The sequence below is a fragment of the Conexibacter sp. JCM 18997 genome, assembly GCF_055391915.1.
Map to the genome: position 1 here is coordinate 4,090,204 of NZ_AP043885.1, position 18,248 is coordinate 4,108,451.

The following is an 18,248-nucleotide window of genomic DNA, read 5'->3' on the forward strand; positions in this document are numbered from 1 at the left end:
CACTGCGATGATCAAGCCCAGTGAGCGACGACGAGATCCGCATCCTCTTCATCGGCGACGTGGTCGGCGGCCTGGGCCGACGCACGCTGCTGAGCCTGCTGCCCGGACTGCGCGAGGAGCTGCAGCCGACGTTCGTCGTGGTCAACGGCGAGAACAGCGCCGGCGGCCTGGGGATCACGCCGAAGATCGCCGACGAGCTGCTGGAGAACGACGTCGACGCGATCACCCTGGGCAACCACGCCTACAAGCGGCGCGAGATCTTCCCCTACCTCGATCGCGAGCCGCGCATCGTGCGCCCGGCCAACTACCTGAAGTCCCACCCGGGCCGCGGCGTCACCGTCGTCGAGCGCGACGGCCTGCGCCTGGGCGTGGTGAACCTGTCGGGCAACCTGTTCGTGCAGGCCGGCCGGCCGATGTTCCAGGAGGCCGACGCCGCCCTGACCGAGCTGCGCGGCCGCGTCGACCACATCCTGGTCGACGTGCACGCCGAGGCGACCAGCGAGAAGGTCGGCCTGGGCTGGTACCTCGACGGGCGGGTGACCGCGGTCGTGGGCACGCACACGCACGTGCCCACCAACGACGCGCGCGTGCTCCCCGGCGGGACCGCCTACATCACCGACGTGGGCATGACCGGCCCGCGCGGCGGCGTGATCGGCGTCAAGAAGGAGCAGGCGATCGAGTCGATGAAGTCGCAGCTGCCCGTGCGCTTCGAGACCTCCGAGGACGACCCGTGGCTCATGGGCGTGCTGGTGACGGCGCAGCGGACGGCACCCGCCCGGGCGACGGCGATCGAGCCAGTGCTGCGGCCAGGCTGATCGCCGCGGCCACCAGCAGCGCGTTGCGGATCCCGACGATCGCGAAGGTCGTCGAGTCGCCCGCGACCAGGTCGAAGTAGCGCCGCGGGAACTCCAGCTGGGTGAACACGCAGGCGGCGGCGATCAGCGCCGCGGGCCAGCGGGCCCCCCAGGCCCAGGCCACGGCCGCGAACGGCGTCAGCCACACCAGGTACTGCGGCGACAGGACCTTGCCCAGCGCGACGAAGGCGATCGCGGCCAGAAAGCAGCACAGCACCAGGTGCTGGGCGTCGCGCCGGCGCGCAGCCAGCGCGGCGGCACCCAGGATGGCCAGCACCTCGGCGATCGTGAACAGCACCGAGACCAGGCCCGCCGGACCGCCGTCCAGGCCGTTGGACTTGAAGCGATCCGGGCGCACCGGGTCGCCGGTCACGTAGGAGTCGTCGGCCAGCCACAGCACGGTCGCGGGCGTCGACTCGATCTGCACGGGGCGCTCCTGGTGGAAGCGCACGACGTCACGCAGTCCGCTGAAGGGGAACGGGGCCAGCACCAGGAGGCAGATCGCCGCGACGATCGCCGCCCCCTGCAGCGCCGGCATCCGCTGGCCCCGGGCGACCAGCCAGACGATGGCCACGGGCACGAGGATCAGCGGCCACAGCTTGACCATCCCGCCGAAGGCCAGCAGCGCGAACCCGGCCCGCGGGTGCTCGCGGGCGAAGGCGACCATGGCCAGCAGGGTCAGCGCGGCCGGCAGCGCGTCGAAGTGCGTGCGCACCATCGCCCCCAGCAGCAGCGGCGTGGCCGCCATCAGCCAGCCCGCCTTCGGGCCGGCCAGGCGCTCGCAGCACCACTGCGTGACCAGCAGGCAGGCGAGCATGCCGATCCCCAGCTTCCACGCGCTCCCGCCGGCCAGGGCGATCGGGTACAGCGCGAGCGGCGGATACTCGAAGCCGAAGCCGCTGAACGGCGCGTAGCCCTGGGCCAGGAGGTCGTGGTAGACCGAGTAGACGTAGAGGTCGTTGACCGTCGTGTCGCTCGTCGGTCCGACCGTCGTGGCCAGCGCGAAGACGGCGACCAGCGTCAGCGCGCGAAGGAGCGCGCCGGCGATCACGCGAGCGCGGGTTGGGGCTCGGCCACGGACGGTGGCGGCGGCGCGACCGGCGGCTCGTCGAGGTCGGTGGGCTCGGCGTCGCGGCCGAAGATGGCCACGAACGCGAACGGGATCACCCACACGATGTAGAGGTAGAACCAGTACGTCGTGCCCAGCTGCAGGAGCAGCAGGATGACGCCGCCGATGGCCGCCAGGCCGATCACGTCCGGGCGCCGCGGGATCAGCGCGGCGGCCAGCGCGAACAGCACCGTGCCGATCTGGACGGCCAGCTGCAGCCCGCCCAGGCCGCCGTAGTAGCCCCACACGGAGAACGGCGCGCCCCGATCCAGCTGGAAGCCCAGCGTGCTGTCCCACACGGTGCGGAAGTCCCCCTGCAGCCAGATCGGCAGCATCACGATCCCCGCGGTCACGGCGAAGGCCAGCACGAACCACGCGGTCGAGCGCACGCGTTCGCGCAGCGGTCTGCCCGCCGTGCCGTGCGTGGCCAGCAACGGCGCCAGCGCCAGCGGCGCGAACTTCGTCAGGCCGGCCAGCGCCGCGAACACGCCGCGCGCGGGCGCGCTGGTGGCCACGAGCAAGGCACCGATCAGGAACGCGGCGACCAGGGAGTCGTTGGAGTTCGTGGCCAGCGCGAACAGCGTGAACGGGAACGAGGCCCACGCGTAGGCCAGCACGACGCCGAGCGTCGGGCCACGCAATCGGCGGCCGAGGAGGAACAGCCCGCCCAGGCACAGCAGGTCGAAGAGGACGGCGGCGCCGTGTGCGGCGGGCAGGTCGTCCCAGGTCCCGTGCCAGGGCCAGATCTGCTCGAAGGGCACGTAGACGAGGTAGTTGACCGGCCCGTAGGTGTCGCCGTGCTCGTTGTCCTTGGGCCAGTTGCCGTACAGGTCGGTGCCGTGGCTGATCTTGTCGGCCCCGATCACGCCCGAGTAGCCCACGTCGATGACGTTGGAGTCCGTCACGTTGAGACCGATGCGGAAGCCGACCAGGAACACGGTGGCGATGGCCAGCCAGGTCACCGGCACGAGCAGGAAGCCCCGCGTCGGCCTGACGTCGCGCCGGCGCAGCCCGATCCACAGCAATCGGCCCAGCAGGTAGAGCAGCGGCGGGTAGGTCGTCGGCACCGACCAGGCCAGGTTGCCGTGGCTGAAGAAGGCCAGCGAGATCGACAGCGAGCAGAGCGCCAGCAGATCGAGGTGGCGCATGCGCAAGGGGTGGCGCCAGTCGAAGAACGGCAGGAAGAACAGGACCAGCAGCGGGATCCACACGTACGCGGCGGCCGCCTTGCGCCCGAACGCGCCCGGGTAGCCGCGGGCCATCGTCCAGGCCACCTGCGGGCCGGTCCACGCCTCGGTCACCGTGCCCGTGGCGTCGTCGATCAGGACCTGGGCGATCTCGTGATGCTCGCCGTCGTAGAAGGAGATCTGCCAGCGCGACGCGCCCTTCTGGAACACGTCGACGGTCGTGTCGTCGCCGTGCTTGCTGCGCTCCTTGACGACCTTCGGGACCGCCTCGGCGATCTTCTGGGCCTCGCGCCCGGTGAGCTGGTGCAGCGGCGGCTTCTCGTCCAGCGAGGACGGTCGCGTGAGCGCGTTGGGATCCAGCGCGGTGGAGATCGTCGGCACGCCGGTGCCGATCCCGGGCACCGGGGCGGCGGTGGTCGAGCCGGGCGTCGACGCGGAGCTCGTCGCACCGGCAGCGGGAGCGGCCAGCGTGAGCGCGACGACGGTCGCGAGCAGCCACGTCCAGCGTTGCGCCATCGCCGCCAGCGTAGACGAGGTGGCGCTCAGCGGAGCTGCTGCTTGGCGAAGAGCAGCAGCCGGTCGTAGGGCGTCTGCTCGCCCACCACCTTCGCCGTGAAGAACTGCGATCCGTCGTAGCCGTGGACGCCGCCGGGAATCCGGTGGTAGACGACGCGCACCCCCTGCGCCCGGGCCCGGGCCACGAGATCGTCGTCCAGCGTGACCGGCACGGTCGGGTCCGCGTCGCCGTGCACCGCGAACAGCGCCGGCTCGCCCGGGCCCAGCTGGGCGGCGCCCGGCGGCACCAGGATCCCGCCCCACAGGCTGGCCACGAAGCGCACCTTGGGCACCGCGATGCCCAGGTCGTCGAACGCGTAGGCGATCTGGTCGGCGGTGATCGCGCCGGCCGACGAGCCGACCAGCCCGACGCGGTCCAGGTCGATGTGCAGCTGCCGGGCGTGGGCGCGCAGGTAGTCCAGCGCCGTCAGCGTGTCGTCGGCCGCGGCGGCGACCGCCGGGCGCAACGCGCTGTCCGGCAACGCGGCGACCAAGGGCGCCACGCGCGCCGAGGGCACGGGCGCCTGGCCGAGCAGGCGGTAGTCGATCGAGACCGCGACGATCCCCTCGCCGGCCAGCCCGCGCGCGGTGCGCACGATGCCCTCGTCGGTGCGTGACTGCTTCGTGAAGCCGCCGCCGTGAATCAGGACGACGACCGGCCGCGGCTGCCGGGCACGCTTCCCACTGGGCGCGTAGACGTCGAGCAGGAGCGGCGTCGATCCGGCCGCGGTCTGGCCGCTGCCGTACGGGATCGCGCTGCGCACGGTGACACCGGCCTGGGCGGCGGCGGGCAGCAGCGCCAGCGCGACCAACACGGCGACGAGCGCGCGCGTCACAGGCCGAAGTGCCCGACGACCATCGGGGCGATGTCGCGCAGGCCCCACTCGTCGCGCGCCTCGCGCGTGTCCGGGCCGGTGCCGCACCAGGCCATCACGCCCAGCGAGTCGGACGCGTGCAGCGAGCCGTGGCTGCCGCCGCCGACGTGCGCCTGGCCGCCCCAGTCGGCGAACTCGTAGCCGGGCGCGGCGCTGAGCAGCACGTCACCGGAGGTCGGGGCGGTCAGCGCGGCCCAGGCGCGCCCGAGCGCGTCGGGGTAGGCGGCGCTGATCAACCGGCCATCCTCGACACGCGCGCCGATCACGTCCAGGTCGCCCTCGACCGACCAGCGCTCGCCGCGGCGGTCGGCCACGTCGGTGCCGGGCGAGAAGCGCAGCTCGCCGATCGCGGCGGCGATCGCGCCCTCGCCGCTGGAGGTGCGCCACATCGTCAGGTCGACGCCCGGCGTCTGGCGGGCCGTGCGGACGATCCGGGGCAGCAGCGCGCCGCGGCCCTCCTCGACCAGCGCGTAGATGCCGGCCGAGCGCTGCGCCGGGCACACGGCGATCTCCGCCTCGTCGGCGTTGTCGGTCGACGGGTGCAGGATCGTGTAGTCCGAGAAGGCCTCGTGCAACTCGGTCACGCGCTCGACCCCCGCGTGCGAGTGGTCGGCGCAGACGATCACCGCGTGCTCGTCCAGGAACGCGTCGATGCCGCCCGCGGCGTCCATCATCCGCACCATCTGGCGGTCGGCGGCGGCGATCGACTCGACCTGGGCGTGCGGTCCGTGCTTGTGCGAGTAGGCGTCGTTGTCGGGCAGCGAGAGCAGGAGGAAGTCGAACAGGTCCTCCTTGACCATGAACTCGGCCACGCAGCCGGTGTGCTTGTCGCGCACGCCCGGCATCCCCAACTGGGAGCGGCACGGGGTCTTGCGGCTGGAGAAGATGTCGGCGTAGAACAGCTCGCGGGGCCCGAGCACCGGATGGCGGAACAGCGCGCCGGCGGCCCGCGACAGCAGGTTGTCCTTGGCCACCTCGTGGCGGTGGCGGCCGCGGTACATCAGGTACGTGGTGCCGGCGGTGCGGATGTCGGCGTCGTCGAGCGTCTCGAAGACGGTCTGCACGTTGGGCGACAGGTGGTGCCCGTTCATGTTGTAGACGGTGTCGGTCAGCTGGCGGGTGATGCCGAAGCGCCGCGACGCGCTGAAGCTGGAGCCGTACTCGACGTAGCGCTGCTCTTCGCGGGAGTACCAGTTCATCGACGGGATGTGGTGCTGGTCGGGCCCGGTGCCCGTGGCGATCGACGCGGCGCACACCGGCGTGACCGACGGGAAGGCGGCGACCAGGTCGTCGACGTAGACGCCGCGCTGGAGGATCGCGGCCAGCGCGGGCGCGCGGCCGGTGGCGATCGCCCGCTCCATCATCGACGGCTTGCAGCCGTCGATCACCGAGAGAACGAGCTTCTTTGCGGACATCGCCCCGCCCACCTCCCTCAGCGAAGGATGCGCAGCCCGGCGTACTTCTCGCCGGCGCGGCGCCGGCCGCCGATCAGCAGCCAGCCCAGGAAGGCCAGGATGATGATCGAGACGGGCGGGACGAGGATCGCCAGGGCGGCGCCGACCAGCGAGGCCGCGTCCTGGTAGACGACGAGCGCTTCCTTGACCGCCTGGTCGACGCGGGCGCGGACCCGGGAGAACAGCGAGCGCGAGGCCAGCTGGCCCAGCAGCGCGCAGGCGGCGCCGGCGGGGATGCCCGGCCACCAGGTGCTCGTGTGGTCGGCCAGCGCGGCCGAGAAGTACAGGGCGCCGAAGCCGATCGCGATGCCGGCCACCGCCGCGCCCACGGGGCCCGACTCAACCGCCTCCGCGCCGTAGCGGCGCTGGATGAACACCACCGCGAGCATGGCCACGAGGACCGCCAACAGGAACGGGAAGCCCTCCAGGAAGGCGAAGTCCGTGCCCTCGAAGTCGATCGTCACGTCGCCGGCGGCGAGCGCGCCGGTGACCAGTGCGGGCAGGAACGGGCGGACGCCGGCCGAAGCAGAAAGTCCGGCGCCGGTGCAGATGTCGAGGAAGAGACGCATCGGGTTCGGTACCGTCAAGCTACCCGGCGGCCCCCGCGTCATGTCTTCACGTCCACCGACAGGTTCCCGCTCGGCCCGCGATCTCGAGCGTTATGCAGGGCTCTTCTCCTCGCGTGCGATGAGTACGCGTAGCTCTGCCATGCGCGACCTGATGGCGCTCACGGCGCAGCCGCAGGTGATCTCCCTGGCCGGCGGCCTGCCCGACGTGAGCGCCTTCCCGGCCGAGCTGCTGGCCAAGATCGTCTCCCAGGTGGCGGCCGAGGACTCGGTGCGCGCGCTGCAGTACGGGCCGACCGAGGGCATCGACGACGTGCGCGCGGCGATCGTCGAGGTGATGGCCGCCGAGAACATCCACAACCTCGAGGTCGACGACATCCTGGTCACCTCCGGCGGCCAGCAGGCCATCGACCTGGTCTGCCGCACGCTGGTCGATCCCGGCGACGTGGTGATCGCCGAGGCGCCCACCTACCCCGGCGCGGTGCCCTGCTTCGGCTCCTTCGAGGCCGACGTCGTCCAGATCGCGATGGATGCCGACGGCATGCGCATCGACGAGCTGGAGGAGACGCTCGAGCGCCTGAAGGGCGACGGCAAGCGCCCGAAGTTCATCTACACGGTGCCCACCTTCCACAACCCGGGCGGCGTGACGATGTCGCTGCCCCGGCGCAAGCGCCTGGTCGAGGTGGCCCGCGAGCACGAGCTGCTGATCGTCGAGGACAACCCGTACGGCCTGCTGCGCTACGAGGGCGAGCCGCTGCCCACGCTGTACGAGCTCGACGGCGGCGACTTCGTCATCTACCTGGGCACGTTCTCCAAGATCCTGGCCGCCGGCCTGCGCGTCGGCTGGGCCGTCGCCCCCGGGCCGGTCTTCCAGAAGCTGAACATCGGCAAGCAGGCCGCCGACCTGTGCTCGTCGTCGCTGTCGCAGATGTTCATCTCCTACTACTTCCGCACCGGCCTGTGGAAGCAGCAGCTGGAGACCTACAAGGAGATCTACCGCCGCCGGCGCGACGTGATGCTCGACGCGCTGGCCGAGTTCTTCGGCCCCGAGGCGACGTGGACGCATCCGCAGGGCGGCCTGTTCCTGTGGGCCACGCTGCCCGACTACATCGACACCAGCGACCTGCTGGTGCGCGCGCTCGACGACGACGTCGCCTTCGTCCCCGGCCGCGGCGCCTACCTCGACGGCCGCGGCGGATCGTCGATGCGCCTGAACTTCTCGGGCGTCAGCGAGGACGAGATCCGCGAGGGCGTGCGGCGCATCGGCAAGGTCATCCGCGAGCAGATCGCCCTGTACGGCACGCTCACCGGCCACGCCCCGGCCGCCGCCGACGTGGTGCAGTCCGGTCGGGACGAACCGTCGAGCGAGCCGCTGGCCGACGTGTTCCAGCTGCCCCGCCGCGATCCCGACGACGGACGCGCCCGAGGCTCCCGATGAGCCGCGTCGCGGTGCTCAAGGGCGGTCGCTCGCTGGAGCGCCAGGTGTCGCTGCGCTCGGGCGCCCGCGTCGAGGACGCACTGCAGCGTCTCGGCCACGACGTGACGGGCATCGACGTGCGCGGCGACCTCGTGCGCCGGCTGCGCGAGCTGGAGCCCGACGTCGCCTTCATCGCCCTGCACGGGCGCGAGGGCGAGGACGGCACCGTCCAGGAGCTGCTCGAGGTGCTGGGGATCCCCTACACCGGGTCGGGGCCCTCCGCCTGCGCCCGCTGCTGGGACAAGGTCCTGGCCAAGCACCTGATGATCGACGGCGGCATCCCGACGCCCGACTTCTACGCGTTCAGCGAGACCGCCTTCCGCGAGCTGGGCGCCGCCGAGGCGCTGCCGGCCATCGAGGAGCGCCTGGCCTTCCCGATCGTCGTCAAGCCCGCGCGCGGCGGGTCGGCGCTGGGCATCAAGTTCGCCTCCTCGGCCACGCAGGTGCCGGGCGCGCTGGTCGCCGCGTTCTCCTACGACCGCAAGGTCCTGCTCGAGAAGCACGTCGCCGGGCACGACCTTGCCGTGTCGGTGGTCGACGGGCGCGCGCTGCCGGTGGTCGAGGCGGTCCCCAACGACGAGGACTTCTACGACTTCGAGGCGCGCTACGAGATCGGCCGCACGACGTTCCTGTGCCCGGCCGCGCTGAGCGACGAGGAGACCGCGCGGGCGCAGCAGCTCGCGCTGGAGGCGTGGTCGCTGTTCGGCTGCCGCGGCTTCGCCCGCGTCGACCTGATGCGCGACTCGGTCACCGGCGAGCTGTGCGTGCTCGAGGTCAACGCCGTGCCGGGGCTGACCGACACGTCGCTGCTGCCCCAGGCCGCCGACGAGGCCGGGATCGGCTTCGACGAGCTGGTCGCCCGACTGGTGGAGCTCGCGCTCCCCAGCGTCACCGCCTGATCGCGGTCCGCCCGGCTACTGCTCGCCCGCGGCGAAGTCCTCGGGCGTGACCTGGTCGAGGAAGTCCTTGAACTTCTCGACGACCTCTTCGGTGTCCTCGACGTCGTGCTCGAACTCGATCGCCGACTCGGCGATCACATCTTCGGCCGCGAAGATCGGCGCGCCGGAGCGCACCGCGAGCGCCAGCGCGTCGGACGGGCGCGAGTCGATCTCCAGCTCGCGGCCGTTCACGTTGAGCGTGATCGACGCGAAGAACGTGTTCTCGCGCAGCTCCGTCACGGAGACCTGCGTGCACTTCACGTCGAGCTCGCCGAGCATGTCGCACAGGAGGTCGTGCGTCATCGGCCGGGGCGTCGACGCGCCCTGCAGCTTCATCAGGATCGCGGCGGCCTCAGGGTGCCCGATCCAGATGGGCAGGAACTTGTTCGAGTCGACGGCCTTCAGCAACACGATCGGCTGCTTGCCGACCATGTCAAAGCTCACGCCGTAGATCACCATCTCCTGCACGTCAGGGCTCCTCGGTTGCCGGGCGCACTGCAATCGAGGATAGCGCCGGGTCAGTGGGGCGCCGGGCGCCCGCCGGTCACTAGGGTGCGGCCTCCATGGACAACCGAGAAACCATCCGCCGACGCCTCAACTGGGTCACCTGGGTGGCCATCATCGACGCCGTCGCCCTCGTCGTCCTGTTGTGGGCCGCGTTCAGCGACCGCGACGGCATCGTCAGCATCCTCGGGCCCGTCCACGGCGGCGGCTTCATCCTCCTGTGCGTGCTGATCGGCATCGGCTGCCTGGAGAAGCTGTGGGGCTGGTGGTTCCTGATCGTGACGATCGTCACCCTCGGCCCGCCCGGCTCGCTGATCGGCGAGGTCATCCTCCGCCGCCGGCTGAACGAGCAGCCCGCCTAGTGTCGTGAGTCGGCAATTCGTGTGCAGCTGGTGGATGCCGGGGCGGGTCTGCCGGTGATCGCCATCACCTGTCGTACTGGTGGTACGGGTGGTGATGGCGGGTGCCGGCAGACACGATTCCGGCGCCGCCAGATGCGGGCGAATTTCTGACTCAGGGCACTAGGTCGACGCGGCGCGCAGCGCCTCGACCAGCTCGTCCAGCGACCCCACGATGCGGCCGCCGCTGGCCACGATGAACGCCTCGACCTGCAGGTTGACGTGGACGCCGACCTCACCGGACTGGCGCAGGTCGGTGCGCAGCCCGAAGGTGCGCACGCCGACGCCGGCCGCGAAGCCGATCTCCGAAGCGGTGCCGGAGTCGACCTCCTGCCCGTCGAGGTTGGCGGCGACCAGGTCGGCCGAGCGGATCGCCGCGACGTTGCGCGCGCCCACCTCGGCGGCCAGCTCGCCCATCCGGCTGACGGACGCGGCCGCGTCGATCCACTCCTGCGGGTCGATCATCGCCCACGGGTCGATCACGTCGACGACCTCGCGCAGCGCCGGTAGGTAGACCGCGTTGTAGTAGTGCCGGCCGGCGTCGGAGAAGCCGAGCGGGCTGGCGACGTAGCAGCGGAGCATGCGCACATGCTCGCCGATCCGGCGGCTTGGCGTCGCCGCCGGCCGGGTAGCGCAGACGGCAGGCAATCGTTCCGAGAGGGGGAACGTGATGGGTACCGCAGTGATCGTGGCGATCGTCGTGATCGTGGCCGTGGTGGTTCTGGCGCTGCTGGTGATGGCCCCGCAGCTGCGCCGGCGCGGTGCCGAGCGCCGGATGGACGAGCGGCGCACCATGGCGGCGGACCGTCATCGCGAGGAGGCCGAGGCGCAGCGGGCCCGCGCCGCGGCAGCCGAGCGTGAGGCCCAGCGGGCCCGCGCCGAGGCGGGCATGCACGAGTCGCGGGCCGACCTGCACGAGCGCGGCATGGCCGACGACGACCTGCCCGTGGCCGACGACGACGGGCGCTTCGAGCGCGACCGCGAGATCGTCGGCGATCCGCCCGCGGCCGCCGAGCAGACGCGCTCGACGGCCGAGACGGATCAGCTGCGCTAGAAGGCGCCGCCGCAGTTGTCGGCGGCGTACTTGGCCATCGCGGTCGTCGCGTCCGCGATCTCGTCCTGCTTGTCCTGGAACTGCTGGAGGTCGTCCTGCAGACCGGCCAGCGACTCGGGATCGCTGAAGTCGGCGTTCGCGAAGACCTTGGCGAACGTCGAGTACAGGTCGGTCAGGGTGGCCCACTGATCGGAGAGCTCCGACGGGGGATCCACGGACTTCAGCGCGTCGGCCAGGTGGCTGAACGCCTCGCCCAGCGCGGCCGGATCCGACGAGGCCGACTGGTCCTGAAGGTCCTCGCCGATGCTCTTGAGCTCCTCGCAGAAGTCACCGCCGCCGCCCGAGTCGTCGCCCGAGTCCTCGGCGGTGTCCTCGGTCGTCGCGCTCCCGCTGTCGACCGTGGACGCCGCCTGGGTCGCGCTCGCCGAGCCGGTGCTCGAGTCGTCGTCGCCCCCGCCGCAGCCGGCGAAGACGAGCACGGCAACCAGCGAGAAGACCAGAAGCGGCCCCCGCCACGTGATGGTCATGCTTCCTCCTTGTGTGGGTTTTCGGGCGAGACTCTCGCAGCCGCGCGCCGTCCGCATCGTGGAGGGTCCACGAACCTCCGATGTGAACCGGCTGCGCGCTAGCAGTGCTCGGTCGCGTAGGTGCCGATCGACTCCGACGCCTCGGCGATGGTCTTGGCGTTCTCCTCGAGCTTGCTCAGCGCGTCGCCGACCTTGTCCAGCCCCGCGGCGTCGTTGAGGTCGATGTTGTCGAAGGCCACGCCGAACTGCTCGTAGAAGTCGGTCAGCTGCTTCCAGGCGTCGGCGATCTCGGCCGGCGGCTGGACCGACTTGAGCGCGTCGGCGCCCTTGGTGAACAGCCCGCCCAACCCCGACGGGTCGGCGGCGTCCAGCTTGACGTCGATGGCGTCGGCCACGCCCGCGAAGTCGGCGCAGAAGCCGCCGCTGTCGGCCGCCGTCGCCGTGGTCTCCGCCGCTGCGGACTGCGTGCCGGTCGACGACGAGCCGTCGTCACCGCCGCATGCGCTGAGCGTCAGCACGCCGGCCATCAGCAGTCCCAGCACCGAGGTCCGTCTCCACACTGCGGTCATCGCTGGCCTCCCGCTCGGGGGTGTTGGGCCAAGGATGCCCGAATCTCAGCGGTCGCGCCGGGTGTACACGCCGGTGGCCACCGCGTGATAGCCCTTGGCGCCCACCGCGGCGGTCAGGTCGCTGAAGGCGTCCTCCCCCCGCCCCAGGCGCTGCAGCGCCGTGGCGAAGTCCCAGCGCGGCGCCCACCCGAGCAGCTCGCGGGCCCGCGCGTTGTCGTAGACGCGCTCGATCTGCGGGAACATCGACCAGCCCAGGCGCTCGTACAGCTCCGGGTAGTCCGGGAACCGGCGGGCCACGACGGCGGGCGCGTCGACGCGCAGCTCCGCGAGGTCCTCGCGGGTGAACGGCGTGGTGGCGCTGATGATGAAGCGGCCGAAGCCGAGCTCGGGGGCGCGCTCGAGCGCGAGCCGGTGGGCCGCGACGATGTCCTGGAGGTCGGCGCGCCGGTAGAGCAGCTCGTTGACCTTGGCGTTGGCCGCCGGATAGGCGGCGCGAACGTCGTCGCGGTCGTCCTCCTCGGGGAAGAAGCGCGACGTGCGCAGCACCAGCACGGGCAGGCCGTGGTCGCGATGCACCAGCTCGCACAGGTCCTCGGCGGCCACCTTCGTGGCGCCGTAGATGTTGCGTGGCCTGGGTGCGACGTCCTCGGTGATCCACGTCGCCGGGGCGCCGGGTGGCGGCACCAGCGCGCGGCCGAACGCGCTGGTGGTCGAGGTGAAGACGAACCGCCCCACGCCGGCGGCGACCGCCTCCTCCAGGAGCGTCAGCGTGCCGGTCAGGTTCGTGTCGACGAAGTCCTGGCGGGTGTGGCTGGCCACGTGCGGCTTGTGCAGCGTCGCGGCGTGGAGCACCGCGTCGACGCCGGTCAGCGCCTCGCGCACGACGGCGCGATCGGCCACGGAGCCGACGACGTCGGTGGTCGGTGAGGCGACGATGTCCAGGCCGATCACGTCGGCGCCGTCGCCGCGCAGCACGCGGACGAGGCCGTCGCCGAGATGGCCCGCCGAGCCGGTGACGAGGACGCGCATGATGGCCGTAGTATTACGTATGACGGATCGCCATGAAAGGGCTCACCCGTCGCGCAGCATCCCGCGGGTGACCGCGTCGTCGACGATCGCCTCGGCCACCGGCCGCAGCGACGGCCACCAGGCCGTGATGTTCTCGACGAACGCGCGCTCCTGGGCCACCGTCACGCCGCGCTCGGCCCAGGCGTCGCCGTCGCCCGCCCAGTGCAGCAGCATCGGCTGCATGCGGTCGATGGCCCGGGCGAAGCGCGCCTCGGGCGTCTCGGCCTCCTCGAAGGTGTTCCACGCGGCGCGCAGGCGAGCGCCCTGCTCCGTGGGCAGCAGGCCGAACAGCCGCTCGGCCGCGGCCCGCTCGACCGCCTCGATCGCCTCACGGGCGGCGGTGTCGTAGATCGGGACGTCGCCCGCGTCGACCTCGACGATGTCGTGGACCAGCAGCATGATCAGCACCTCCTCGAGGTCAACGTCCGGCGCGTGCTCGGGCGCCAGGACCACCGCGGTCAGCGCCAGATGCCAGGAGTGCTCGGCGCTGGTCTCCGAGCGCGAGCCGTCGACCAGGCGGTTGACCCGCTCGATCATCGTCAGGCCGTGCGCGGTGACCAGGAAGTCCAGCCGCGCGCGGCCGTGGTCGTCCAGCGTGAGGTCATGCGGGCGTCCGGGCACCCGCCCCATGGTCGCAGCCTCAGCCGTGGCCCAGCCGGACGACGAACCCACCATCGGCCGGCACCGGCAGCAGGAGCGTGCTCGCGCGCGTGACCGACACGGTGCGCGTGGCCACGTCCGGTCCGTCGGCGTCCTCGGTCACCTGGGCCTGCCAGGTCCCCGGGCCCAGGAAGCGCAACGGGACGCGCACGGAGCGGGCCGGACCCGCGGTGATCGACCCGACCCACCAGGTGTCGCCGTGCCGACGGGCCACCGTCGCCCCCCGACCGGGCGCGCCCTCGATCAGCTGCGATGCGTCCCAGGTGACCGGGAGCGCGTCGAGCACCGCGGTGGCCGCCGGGCGCTCCGCGTAGGCCTCGATCGAGTCGGCCGGGTGCAGCAGCCCGGTGGGCAGCAGCAGCGCCAACGCCAGCTCGTGGGCGTCGCTGGTCCGGCGGCCGGGCGCGGTGAAGGTGACCGGCGTGATGTCCTGCGGGCCGGCCACCGCCCGCGTGAACGGGAGGATCGCGTTGTGCTCGGGGGTGGGCGCGGCGAAGCGGTCCGGCTCGCGCGCGGCCAGCGGGTAGTACTCGGCGCCGCGCACGCCCTCGTAGCTGAGCAGGTTGGGCCAGGTCCGCTCCAGGCCGCGCGGCACGGTGAACCCGTGCAGGTCGACGACGAGCCGCCGCGCGGCCGCGTCGCGCAGGATCGCGTCGACCAGCTGCATCGTCGGCTGCGTCTCGTCGTCGAAGAAGTCGACCTTGACGCCGGCGATCCCCAGCGCGGCCAGCCGGTCCAGCTGGCGGGCGCGGTCGGCCGTGTCCCCCAGCTGCCACTGCGCGAACCACACGATCAGGCGCACGCCGCGCGCGCGGGCGTAGGCCGACAGCGTGGCGATGTCGTCGCCGAGCTTGTCCCAGCCCGCGTCGACGGTCACGTACTCCCACCCGTGCGCGGCGGCGAAGTCGACGTACTGGCGCTGGCGCTCCAGCGACGCCGGCGAGTCGTTGTCCGACCACCACGACCAGGCCGCGGTGCCGGGCGTGACCCAGGAGAAGTCGCCCCGCGGCGGCGCCGCGAGGTCGGCCACCAGCGTGGAGCCGCTGACCTCGGCCAGCGTCCCGGCGATCAGCAGCCGCCACGGGCTGGCCCAGTCGCGACCCAGCTGCACGGGCAGGATCGGGCCGGCCTCGACCGGCCCGTCCGCCGTGGTGGTGCCGTGCGGCGCCAGGCCGAAGCGGATCAGCCCGCCGTCCTGGACCAGGCGGGCGGCGGCGTTGCGCCCGTCGACGCCCGACTCGGTGACCAGCGCGTAGCGATCGCCGCGGCCGACCCGCAGCAGCTCGGCGGGCAGCGCGACCGGTTGCGCGCGGGGCTGCCACAGCGACTCGCCGTCGGGCCGGTGCGCGGCGCTCCAGGTGCCGCGGACGCCCACCGGCGCGAACCCGCCCTGCTCCTCCAGCAGCGTGGTGGCGCTCCCGGGGAGCTCGTAGCGGTAGGCCACACCGTCGTCGGCCGCCCGCACGCGCAGACGCAGGGTGCGCGGGCCGCGCAGCGTGAGGATCAGATCCCGGGCCCGCAGCGTGCGGTCCTGCCGGGGTCCGGTGACCGTGTGCACGCGCTCGGCCACGGTGGCCCGACGCACGCCGCTCAGCCGCAGCCCGGAACGCAGGTCGGTGCCCTGGAGGCGCAGCCCGAGACGGCTGGGCGCCAGCAGCGGCGCGCCGTCCAGGCGCGCGCTCAGCACGGGCGCGCCGCGGCTCACGGTCACCTGGGCGACCAGGCGGCCGTCGGGAGACGCGACCTGGGCGGCCTGGGCCTGCGCGGCGGCGGCCACCGACAGTCCGACGACGAGGGAGATGAGCGACGCGCGGCGCATGCGCAGGAACCAGAAAGCCCCGCTCAGGCGGGGCTTTCGTGATGGGCGATCCAGGATTCGAACCTGGGACCTCTTCCTTATCAGAGAAGCGCTCTAACCGACTGAGCTAATCGCCCGCGGCGGGGAATGATAGCGAGCGCCGACGGCTGGTCAGGCGGTGATCGTGCGGGCCAGTTCGAGCGCGTCGTCGAGCGAGTCCAGACGCAGCTCGGCGCGGTACCCGTCGCCGTGGGGATGCACGTAGACGTCGTGGCCGAGCGCCGTGCTGAGCGCGTCGGCGATCTCCCGGGCCGCGGCCGCCTGGTCGGGATGCACGCGCGGTCCGCTGGGGCGGGGTGTCGACGTCGCCGCGCCGGGGCGCTCGCGCTGCGCGGCCTCGCGGGCGCGCGTCTCGAGCACGCGCACCGACCAGCCCTCGACCGCGGCGCTGCGGGCCAGCGAGCGGCGATCGGCGTGGTCCTCGGCCAGCAGCAGAGCCCGTCCGTGGCCCTCGCTCAGGTCCCCGGCCTCGAGCAGCTCGATCGCCTCGTCGGGCAGGTCCAGCAGGCGCAGCAGGTTGGACACCGCGACGCGCGACCGCCCGACGCGGCGGCCGACCTCCTCGCGGGTCAGCCCCAGCTCCTCGACGAGCGCCGCGCAGGCGCGCGCCTCCTCGACGGGGTTGAGGTCCTCGCGGGCCATGTTCTCGATCAGCGCGGCCTCGAGCGTCTCGGCGTCGTCGCGCGGGCGGATCAGCGCCGGGATCTGCTCGAGCTCGGCCAGCTGGGCGGCGCGCCAGCGGCGCTCGCCGGCCACGAGCTCAAATCGCCCGCCCTCGACCGGGCGGACCAGCACGGGCTGCAGGATGCCGCGCTCGCGCATCGAGTCGGCCAGGGCCTGCAGGGGCTCGTCCTCGAAGCGGCGGCGGGGCTGCTTGGGGTTGGGCGAGATCAGCGCGACGGGCAGCTCGCGCAGCTCGTCGGCGGCCGCCGATCCGGCCTGCTCGGCGCCCGCGGTTCCCGGCCCCGGCTGCGGCGGCGGGCTGACCGACAGGATCGCCGAGAGCCCCCGGCCCATCCCGCGCTCAGGCACGGGCCGCGACCTCCTTGGCCAGCTCGAAGTAGGCGTCGGCCCCGACGCAGTGCGGGTCGTGGTGGATCACCGGCCGGCCGTAGCTCGGCGCCTCGCCGATGCGCACGTTGCGCGGGATGACCGTGTCGAAGACCAGCGACGGGAAGTGCTCGCGCACCTCGCTCTCGACGTCGCGGGCCAGGCGCGTGCGACCGTCGTGCATCGTCAGCAGCATGCCGCCGACGGTCAGCTTGGGGTTCAGCTCGCGCTGGATCAGCGTGAGCGTGTCCAGCAGGCCGGCCAGCCCCTCGAGCGCGAAGTACTCGGTCTGCACCGGGATGATCACCCGATCGGCCGCGACCAGCGCGTTCACGGTCAGCGGCCCGAGCGAGGGCGGGCAGTCGATCAGGATCAGGCCGAAGCGGTCGCGGATCGGGGCCAGCGCCTCGCGCAGGCGCGTCTCGGAGCCCTGCAGGCGCGGCAGCTCCATGTTCGCGCCGGCCAGGTCCGCGCTGGCGGGCAGCATGTGCAGGCCCGGGATGTTCGTCTCGTGCAGCGCCGCCTCGGCGGATGCGCTTCCGGCCAGCACGTCGTAGATGCTGGGCTGGAGATCCTTGGCCAGCCCCAGCCCCACCGTGGCGTTGGCCTGCGGATCGATGTCGACCAGCAGCGACGGATAGCCGGCTTCGGCCATGCACGCGGCCAGGTTGACCGCGGTCGTGGTCTTCCCGACACCGCCCTTCTGGTTGGCCACCGCGTAGATCTCGCCCATAGACGTGTCCACGGTACCGGCCTGCTCGGTCGGCGCCGGGGCCTGTCGCGAACCGTTCGTTCGCGAACGAACGCTGGACTTCAGGCTGAGAGCGGCCGTTTGCGGGCCATTCCCGCGCGGCGAGGAAACCGCGACGGCGTATCCAGAACCTTGGAGTAGAGGTAGAGGGCCCGATGTTCGGCTCCGGGACGCGGCTCCAGGACGACGGTCTCCCCCATCTCCAGCCCGACGATGGCTGCGGCGGCCTGGCCGTCGCGGACCTCGTCGGGCTCGGGACGGCCCTTCCACGCGACCAGCGTCCCGCCGATCCGCAGCAGCGGCGCCGCGTACTCGACGAGGACGGCCAGCGAGGCCACGGCGCGAACGGTGATCACGTCGAGCTCACGCGCCGGCCAGTCCTCGGCCCGCGCGCAGGCCACGCTGGCGTTCTCCGCTCCTGCCACCTCGATCGCCTGCTCCAGGAAGGCGCACTTGCGCGACTGGCTCTCGACCAGGTCGACGTGGGCCTCGGGCAGGGCGAGCGCCAGCGGCAACCCGGGGAACCCCGCCCCGGCCCCCAGATCGGCGATCCGGTCCGCGGAACGGACCGCCGCCACCGCCAGCCCGTCCAGCGAATCGCCGATGTGGGCGGCGACGCCGTCCCGCGGGTCGGTCACCGTCGTCGGGGCGGTCGGGTCGTCGCGAACGAGCTCGAGCAGCGCCGCGAACCGCGGCGCCAGCGCCGCATCGACGCCGTGATCGGCGAGCGTGCGGCTGAGCGCGGCGGGCCAGGCAGGAGGACTCATCGGGGCGCATCCTGGCAGGCTCGTGCCC

The 18,248-nt window shown here is 72.6% G+C and carries 20 protein-coding genes and 1 tRNA gene; 5 read left to right on the forward strand and 16 right to left on the reverse strand.

Annotation, left to right across the window (positions count from 1 at the left end; translation table 11 throughout):
* Nucleotides 1-20 precede the first annotated feature (20 nt).
* A complete protein-coding gene (locus ACZ5UI_RS20600; RefSeq protein ID WP_464190493.1) occupies nt 21-815 on the forward strand; it encodes a TIGR00282 family metallophosphoesterase in 795 nt (264 codons plus the stop codon).
* On the opposite strand, the gene ACZ5UI_RS20605 is transcribed toward ACZ5UI_RS20600, so the two are convergent.
* From ACZ5UI_RS20605 to ACZ5UI_RS20625, 5 genes are read right to left on the reverse strand one after another with little or no spacing between them, the layout of a single operon-like run.
* Nucleotides 736-1,905 (reverse strand): hypothetical protein, encoded by a 1,170-nt coding sequence (locus ACZ5UI_RS20605; RefSeq protein ID WP_464190495.1) that lies wholly within the window; start codon nt 1,903-1,905, stop codon nt 736-738. The two genes, ACZ5UI_RS20600 and ACZ5UI_RS20605, sit on opposite strands and share 80 nt — an antisense overlap.
* Complete coding sequence (locus ACZ5UI_RS20610; RefSeq protein ID WP_464190497.1) at nt 1,902-3,665, reverse strand: hypothetical protein; 1,764 nt, start codon at nt 3,663-3,665, stop codon at nt 1,902-1,904. Before ACZ5UI_RS20610 ends, ACZ5UI_RS20605 begins: the two co-directional genes overlap by 4 nt.
* A gap of 26 nt (nt 3,666-3,691) precedes the next feature.
* Nucleotides 3,692-4,540: an alpha/beta hydrolase gene (locus ACZ5UI_RS20615; protein ID WP_464190499.1), complete on the reverse strand. Its 849-nt coding sequence runs from the start codon at nt 4,538-4,540 to the stop codon at nt 3,692-3,694.
* A complete protein-coding gene (locus ACZ5UI_RS20620; RefSeq protein ID WP_464190501.1) occupies nt 4,537-5,994 on the reverse strand; it encodes an alkaline phosphatase family protein in 1,458 nt (485 codons plus the stop codon). Before ACZ5UI_RS20620 ends, ACZ5UI_RS20615 begins: the two co-directional genes overlap by 4 nt.
* Before the next feature lie 17 nt (nt 5,995-6,011).
* Nucleotides 6,012-6,602: a DUF4126 family protein gene (locus tag ACZ5UI_RS20625; RefSeq protein WP_464190503.1), complete on the reverse strand. Its 591-nt coding sequence runs from the start codon at nt 6,600-6,602 to the stop codon at nt 6,012-6,014.
* A gap of 139 nt (nt 6,603-6,741) precedes the next feature.
* Here ACZ5UI_RS20625 and ACZ5UI_RS20630 point away from each other — a divergent pair, with 139 nt between their 5' ends.
* Both ACZ5UI_RS20630 and ACZ5UI_RS20635 read left to right on the forward strand, forming a co-directional pair.
* Nucleotides 6,742-8,037: an aminotransferase-like domain-containing protein gene (locus ACZ5UI_RS20630; RefSeq protein ID WP_464190505.1), complete on the forward strand. Its 1,296-nt coding sequence runs from the start codon at nt 6,742-6,744 to the stop codon at nt 8,035-8,037.
* Nucleotides 8,034-8,975, forward strand: a complete 942-nt coding sequence (locus ACZ5UI_RS20635) for a D-alanine--D-alanine ligase family protein (protein WP_464190507.1) — start codon at nt 8,034-8,036, stop codon at nt 8,973-8,975. The genes ACZ5UI_RS20630 and ACZ5UI_RS20635 overlap by 4 nt, the downstream gene beginning before the upstream one ends.
* Before the next feature lie 15 nt (nt 8,976-8,990).
* Here ACZ5UI_RS20635 and ACZ5UI_RS20640 read toward each other — a convergent pair whose 3' ends face one another.
* Entirely contained in the window at nt 8,991-9,473 is a 483-nt protein-coding gene (locus ACZ5UI_RS20640; RefSeq protein WP_464197850.1) for a bifunctional nuclease family protein, read from the reverse strand.
* A gap of 104 nt (nt 9,474-9,577) precedes the next feature.
* Between ACZ5UI_RS20640 and ACZ5UI_RS20645 the strand changes: the two genes are divergently transcribed.
* On the forward strand, nt 9,578-9,880 hold the full coding sequence (locus ACZ5UI_RS20645; protein WP_464190509.1) for a DUF3817 domain-containing protein: 303 nt from the start codon (nt 9,578-9,580) through the stop codon (nt 9,878-9,880).
* Between the two features lie 159 nt (nt 9,881-10,039).
* On the opposite strand, the gene ACZ5UI_RS20650 is transcribed toward ACZ5UI_RS20645, so the two are convergent.
* Nucleotides 10,040-10,498: a nucleoside 2-deoxyribosyltransferase gene (locus tag ACZ5UI_RS20650; protein WP_464190511.1), complete on the reverse strand. Its 459-nt coding sequence runs from the start codon at nt 10,496-10,498 to the stop codon at nt 10,040-10,042.
* Nucleotides 10,499-10,586: 88 nt separating this feature from the next.
* Here ACZ5UI_RS20650 and ACZ5UI_RS20655 point away from each other — a divergent pair, with 88 nt between their 5' ends.
* Nucleotides 10,587-10,970 (forward strand): hypothetical protein, encoded by a 384-nt coding sequence (locus ACZ5UI_RS20655; protein WP_464190513.1) that lies wholly within the window; start codon nt 10,587-10,589, stop codon nt 10,968-10,970.
* Here ACZ5UI_RS20655 and ACZ5UI_RS20660 read toward each other — a convergent pair.
* From ACZ5UI_RS20660 to rsmG, 9 genes are all read right to left on the reverse strand, one after another.
* Nucleotides 10,967-11,497 carry a hypothetical protein gene (locus ACZ5UI_RS20660; RefSeq protein WP_464190515.1) on the reverse strand — a complete coding sequence of 177 codons (531 nt, stop codon included), beginning with the start codon at nt 11,495-11,497 and terminating at the stop codon, nt 10,967-10,969. The two genes, ACZ5UI_RS20655 and ACZ5UI_RS20660, sit on opposite strands and share 4 nt — an antisense overlap.
* 98 nt (nt 11,498-11,595) lie before the next feature.
* Nucleotides 11,596-12,066 carry a hypothetical protein gene (locus tag ACZ5UI_RS20665; RefSeq protein ID WP_464190517.1) on the reverse strand — a complete coding sequence of 157 codons (471 nt, stop codon included), beginning with the start codon at nt 12,064-12,066 and terminating at the stop codon, nt 11,596-11,598.
* Nucleotides 12,067-12,111: 45 nt separating this feature from the next.
* A complete protein-coding gene (locus ACZ5UI_RS20670) occupies nt 12,112-13,095 on the reverse strand; it encodes an NAD-dependent epimerase/dehydratase family protein (RefSeq protein WP_464190519.1) in 984 nt (327 codons plus the stop codon).
* Between the two features lie 42 nt (nt 13,096-13,137).
* Nucleotides 13,138-13,755 (reverse strand): HD domain-containing protein, encoded by a 618-nt coding sequence (locus ACZ5UI_RS20675; protein WP_464190521.1) that lies wholly within the window; start codon nt 13,753-13,755, stop codon nt 13,138-13,140.
* A 19-nt stretch (nt 13,756-13,774) separates the two neighbouring features.
* A complete protein-coding gene (locus ACZ5UI_RS20680) occupies nt 13,775-15,613 on the reverse strand; it encodes a glycoside hydrolase family 97 protein (RefSeq protein ID WP_464190523.1) in 1,839 nt (612 codons plus the stop codon).
* Between the two features lie 42 nt (nt 15,614-15,655).
* A tRNA-Ile gene (locus ACZ5UI_RS20685) sits at nt 15,656-15,729 on the reverse strand.
* Nucleotides 15,730-15,763: 34 nt separating this feature from the next.
* Nucleotides 15,764-16,684 (reverse strand): ParB/RepB/Spo0J family partition protein, encoded by a 921-nt coding sequence (locus ACZ5UI_RS20690; protein WP_464190525.1) that lies wholly within the window; start codon nt 16,682-16,684, stop codon nt 15,764-15,766.
* On the reverse strand, nt 16,677-17,435 hold the full coding sequence (locus tag ACZ5UI_RS20695) for a ParA family protein (protein WP_464190527.1): 759 nt from the start codon (nt 17,433-17,435) through the stop codon (nt 16,677-16,679). The genes ACZ5UI_RS20690 and ACZ5UI_RS20695 overlap by 8 nt, the downstream gene beginning before the upstream one ends.
* An 80-nt stretch (nt 17,436-17,515) precedes the next feature.
* Complete coding sequence (rsmG, locus tag ACZ5UI_RS20700) at nt 17,516-18,220, reverse strand: 16S rRNA (guanine(527)-N(7))-methyltransferase RsmG (RefSeq protein WP_464190529.1); 705 nt, start codon at nt 18,218-18,220, stop codon at nt 17,516-17,518.
* Nucleotides 18,221-18,248: the final 28 nt, after the last annotated feature.

What these genes read in the sequence shown, in the direction of transcription:
- rsmG (WP_464190529.1), bottom strand. Translation starts at nt 18,220, where the DNA reads ATGAGTCCTCCTGCCTGGCCCGCCGCGCTCAGCCGCACGCTCGCCGAT.
- ACZ5UI_RS20660 (WP_464190515.1), bottom strand. Translation starts at nt 11,497, where the DNA reads ATGACCATCACGTGGCGGGGGCCGCTTCTGGTCTTCTCGCTGGTTGCC.
- ACZ5UI_RS20640 (WP_464197850.1), bottom strand. Translation starts at nt 9,473, where the DNA reads ATGGTGATCTACGGCGTGAGCTTTGACATGGTCGGCAAGCAGCCGATC.
- ACZ5UI_RS20695 (WP_464190527.1), bottom strand. Translation starts at nt 17,435, where the DNA reads ATGGGCGAGATCTACGCGGTGGCCAACCAGAAGGGCGGTGTCGGGAAG.
- ACZ5UI_RS20650 (WP_464190511.1), bottom strand. Translation starts at nt 10,498, where the DNA reads ATGCTCCGCTGCTACGTCGCCAGCCCGCTCGGCTTCTCCGACGCCGGC.
- ACZ5UI_RS20670 (WP_464190519.1), bottom strand. Translation starts at nt 13,095, where the DNA reads ATGCGCGTCCTCGTCACCGGCTCGGCGGGCCATCTCGGCGACGGCCTC.
- ACZ5UI_RS20635 (WP_464190507.1), top strand. Translation starts at nt 8,034, where the DNA reads ATGAGCCGCGTCGCGGTGCTCAAGGGCGGTCGCTCGCTGGAGCGCCAG.
- ACZ5UI_RS20645 (WP_464190509.1), top strand. Translation starts at nt 9,578, where the DNA reads ATGGACAACCGAGAAACCATCCGCCGACGCCTCAACTGGGTCACCTGG.
- ACZ5UI_RS20620 (WP_464190501.1), bottom strand. Translation starts at nt 5,994, where the DNA reads ATGTCCGCAAAGAAGCTCGTTCTCTCGGTGATCGACGGCTGCAAGCCG.
- ACZ5UI_RS20655 (WP_464190513.1), top strand. Translation starts at nt 10,587, where the DNA reads ATGGGTACCGCAGTGATCGTGGCGATCGTCGTGATCGTGGCCGTGGTG.
- ACZ5UI_RS20665 (WP_464190517.1), bottom strand. Translation starts at nt 12,066, where the DNA reads ATGACCGCAGTGTGGAGACGGACCTCGGTGCTGGGACTGCTGATGGCC.
- ACZ5UI_RS20625 (WP_464190503.1), bottom strand. Translation starts at nt 6,602, where the DNA reads ATGCGTCTCTTCCTCGACATCTGCACCGGCGCCGGACTTTCTGCTTCG.
- ACZ5UI_RS20630 (WP_464190505.1), top strand. Translation starts at nt 6,742, where the DNA reads ATGCGCGACCTGATGGCGCTCACGGCGCAGCCGCAGGTGATCTCCCTG.
- ACZ5UI_RS20610 (WP_464190497.1), bottom strand. Translation starts at nt 3,665, where the DNA reads ATGGCGCAACGCTGGACGTGGCTGCTCGCGACCGTCGTCGCGCTCACG.
- ACZ5UI_RS20680 (WP_464190523.1), bottom strand. Translation starts at nt 15,613, where the DNA reads ATGCGCCGCGCGTCGCTCATCTCCCTCGTCGTCGGACTGTCGGTGGCC.